General features: G+C 74.5%; 2 protein-coding genes. Both read right to left on the minus strand.

The window, feature by feature from the left end; all coding sequences use genetic code 11:
* Nucleotides 1-227 (minus strand): beta-ketoacyl synthase N-terminal-like domain-containing protein (locus ABZ857_RS43850; RefSeq protein ID WP_357056834.1); only part of this gene is annotated, 227 nt, incomplete at its 3' end.
* 6 nt (nucleotides 228-233) lie between these two features.
* The coding region (locus ABZ857_RS43855; RefSeq protein WP_357056837.1) for an acyltransferase domain-containing protein at nucleotides 234-4,220 on the minus strand (3,987 nt) is incomplete at its 5' end.

Below are 4,220 nucleotides of genomic sequence, written 5' to 3' on the forward strand. Positions count from 1 at the left end.
TCCCAGCCGCGGTCGGCGGGGAACTCGGTGACGGCGTCGCGGCCTTCGGCGACCAGGTCCCACAGGTCCTCGGGGGAGGTCACCCCGCCGGGCAGACGGCAGCCCATCCCCACGATCGCGATCGGCTCGCGCGACTTCGCCTCGATCTGCCGTAGCCGCCGCTCCGCCTGCTTGGTCTCCGCGATCGAACGCTTGAGGTATTCGCGCAGCTTGTCGTCGTTCGCCATCAGGAATCAGCCCCTGTCCAGGAGGTCGAAGAGTTCGTCGTCGGTGGCGGAGTCGAGATCGAGCTCGTCGTCCGGGTCGTCGTCCGCGCCGGCGGGAGTGTCGAAGCGCGCCAGCAGCGCGCGGAGCCGGGAGACGACCTCGCCACGCCCGTCCGGCTCGGCGAGCAGGCTCGCCTCCAGCCGCCGCAGCGCGGTCAGCGGATCGGCCGCGGGTTCGCCCTCGCCCTCCGCGCCGTCCGCGTCACTCAGGGCGGAGAGGATGTGCTCGGTCACGGCGGTGGGCGAGGGATGGTCGAAAATCAACGTGGTCGGCAGGGGCAGCCCGGTCGCCGCCCGGAGCCGGTTGCGCAGGTCAACGGCGGTCAGCGAGTCGAGACCCAGCTCCTTGAACGCCCTGGTCGGCGCGACCGCCTCGGCGTCGGAGTGCCGCAGCACCGCGGCGACCTCCGTGCGGACCAGGTCGAGCACGGCCTCGCGGCGCTGTGCCGGGTCGAGCCCGGCGAACCGCCTCACGGGCGCCGGCGCCGGCGCACCGGGGGCGGCGTCGTCCGCCGAGCCGCCCACTCCGGACGTACGGGAGGCGTCGAGCCAGTAGCGGGTGCGCTGGAAGGCGTAGGTGGGCAGGTCGACGCGGCGCGGATCGGACCCGGCGAGGGCGACGTTCCAGTCGACCGGCACGCCGCGCACGAACGCCTCGGCGAGCGAGACGAGGAACCGTTCCGGCCCGCCCTGGTCGCGCCGGAGCGTGCCGGTGACCAGCGCCGGCGCGACGTCCGCGGCGTCGAGGGTGTCCTCGATGCTCGACGTGAGCACCGGGTGCGGGCTGATCTCGACGAACGCGCTGTGGCCGCCGGCCGCCAGTGCCCGGGTGGCGGCCTCGAACCGCACCGGCCGGCGCAGGTTGGCGTACCAGTACTCCGCGTCGAGCTTCGCCGGGCCGACCCAGTCGCCGGTTACGGTCGACAGCATCGGCACGGTCAGGTCCCGGGGAGCGATGGGAGACAGCGCCTTGACGAGCTCGTCCTTGATCAGCTCCACCTGCGCGGAGTGCGACGCGTAGTCGACCGGGATCCGCCGGTTGCGCACCCCGTCGGCGTCGAGCGCGGCCAGCAACTCGGTCAGGGCGCCCACCTCGCCGGACACGACCACGCTGCCCGGGCCGTTGACGACCCCGACCGACAGCCGTCCGTCCCAGGCCGCGATCCGGGCCTCGGCCTCCTCCAGGGGCAGGGCCACCGACGCCATCCCGCCGTCACCCGACAGCGTACGGATGGCCTGACTGCGCAGGGCCACCACGCGGGCCGCGTCGCGGAGCGACAGCGCCCCCGCCACCACCGCCGCGGCGATCTCCCCCTGGGAGTGGCCGACCACCGCGTCGGGGCGCACGCCGTACGACTGCCACAGCCGGGCGAGCGAGACCATGACGGCCCACAGCACCGGCTGGACCACGTCGACCCGGTCGAGCCCTGGCGCGCCGGGGACGCCACGTACCACGTCGAGCAGCGACCAGTCCACGAACTCGGCCAGCGCCCGCCCACACTCGGCGAGCCGCTCCGCGAACACCGGCGCCGTCTCCAGCAGCCCGGCGGCCATCTCGGGCCACTGCCCGCCCTGCCCGGGGAAGACGAACACGACCTTGCCGGTCACGTCGGCCGTGCCGCGTACTACGTGGCCGGGCAGCGCGCCCTCGCGGGTGAGCGCGGCCAGGCCGGCGGACAGTACGGCGGACGTCTCGGAGGACAGCCCGGAGGACAGCCCGGAGGACAGCTCGGTGCGGCCCGGCGCGACCACCACGGCGCGCTCGGCGAGCAGCGCCCTGCCCGAGACCAGAGAGTGCGCCACGTCGACGGGGTCGAGGTCCGCACGGCCTTCCAGATACGTCGCGAGGCCGACGGCCTGGCCGCGCAGCGCCTCGGGCAGGTGCCCCGACAGCACCCACGGCACGGCGGGCGGCGGCGCGGACGGCGTCTTGGCCGGCTCCCCGGGGGCAGGGGGCTGCTCCAGGACCACGTGCGCGTTGGTGCCACTGACCCCGAACGACGACACCCCCGCCCGCCGCGGGCGGCCGGTCTCCGGCCAGGGCTGTGCTTCGCCGAGCAGGCGTACGGCGCCGCCCGACCAGTCCACGTGCGGGCTCGGCTCCTCGACGTGCAGGGTCTTCGGCAGCAGGCCGCCGCGCATCGCCATGACCATCTTGATCACTCCGGCGCCGCCCGCCGCGGCCTGGGTGTGCGCGATGTTCGACTTCAGCGAGCCGAGCCACAGCGGCCGGTCGGCGGGCCGGTCCTGGCCGTACGTCGTCAGCAGCGCCTGCGCCTCGATGGGGTCGCCGAGCGTCGTGCCCGTGCCGTGCGCCTCGACCGCGTCCACCTCGGACGCGGCCAGCCCGGCGTTGGCGAGCGCCTGCCGGATGACCCGCTGCTGGGACGGGCCGCTCGGGGCGGTGAGGCCGTTGGACGCCCCGTCCTGGTTGACGGCCGAGCCGCGGACGACCGCGAGCACCGGGTGGCCGTTCCTGCGCGCGTCCGACAGCCGTTCGAGGAGCAGCAGGCTGACCCCCTCCCCCCAGCCGGTGCCGTCCGCGGAGGAGGAGAACGCCTTGCACCGCCCGTCCGCCGACAGGGCCCGCTGGCGCGAGTACTCGACGAACGTGGCGGGCGACGACATCACCGCGACGCCGCCCGCGAGGGCCAGGTCCGACTCGCCCGTACGCAGCGACTGGGCGGCCAGGTGCAGGGCGACCAGCGACGACGAGCAGGCCGTGTCCACCGTCACCGCGGGGCCCTCGAAACCGAAGGTGTACGCGACGCGTCCCGAGGCGATGCTGCCCGCGCTGCCGTTGATGAGGTATCCCTCCAGGTCGCCGGGGATCTCCTGCAGCCGGGGCGCGTAGTCGTGGTACATCACCCCGGCGAAGACCCCGGTGCGGCTGCCCTTGAGCCGCTGCGGGTCGATGCCGGCGCGTTCGAACGCCTCCCACGCCACTTCGAGCAGCAGCCGCTGCTGCGGGTCCATCGCCAGCGCCTCCCGGGGCGAGATGCCGAAGAAGGCGGCGTCGAAGTCGGCGACGTCCCGCAGGAACCCGCCGTGCCGGGTGTACGAGGTGCCGGGGTGATCCGGATCGGGGTCGTAGAGCCCTTCGAGGTCCCAGCCGCGGTCGGCGGGGAACTCCGACACCGCGTCGCCGCCGCTCTCCACGAGTCGCCAGAGCGCCTCGGGCGACTCGATGCCGCCGGGAAGCCGGCAGGCCATGCCGACGATGACCACCGGGTCGTCCGCCAGGGGCCCGATCGCGGCCGTCTCGGCCCGTACCGGTGCCTTCTCCGTACGGGCGCCTCCCAGCAGGCCGTCCAGCAGGCCGGCGATGGCCTGGGGGGTGGGGTGGTCGAAGGTGAGGGTGGCGGGGAGGCGGAGGGTGGTTGTGGTGGTGAGGCGGTTGCGGAGTTCGACGGCGGTGAGGGAGTCGAGGCCGAGTTCGATGAGGGGTCGGTCGGCGGGGATGGCGGTGGGGTTGGGGTGGGTGAGGACGGTGGCCACTTCGGTGCGGACCAGGTCGAGCAGGGCCGCGCCGCGCTGCTCGGGTGTGAGCCCGGCGAGCCGGACGGCCAGTGAGGTGTCCTGACTGGCACGGGCGGCTCGGGCGGCCGGTCGGCGAGGAGAGATCAGGCGGCGCAGCAGAGGCGGCGGTGTCTCGGTCGCCGTGTTCAGCCGCGCCGGAACGAGCACGGGAGGCCGGTCGGCCGGGCCGAAGACGACCGCGTCGAACAGGGCCAGGGCGTGCGCGGTGGCGAGCGGATGCAGGCCGAGCCTGGCCAGCCGCTTCCGGTCGATCTGGCTGAGGTTCGTGGTGAGGGTGCTGGTGTGGGCCCATAGTCCCCAGGCGAGGCTGGTGGCGGGGAGGCCGTGGGTGTGGCGGTGGTGGGCGAGGGCGTCGTGGAAGGTGTTGGCGGCGGCGTAGTTGGCTTGGGCGGCGCCGCCGATCAGGCCGCTGAT

The sequence above is a fragment of the Microbispora sp. NPDC046933 genome (assembly GCF_040644635.1).
In the GTDB taxonomy this organism is placed as follows: Bacteria; Actinomycetota; Actinomycetes; order Streptosporangiales; family Streptosporangiaceae; genus Microbispora.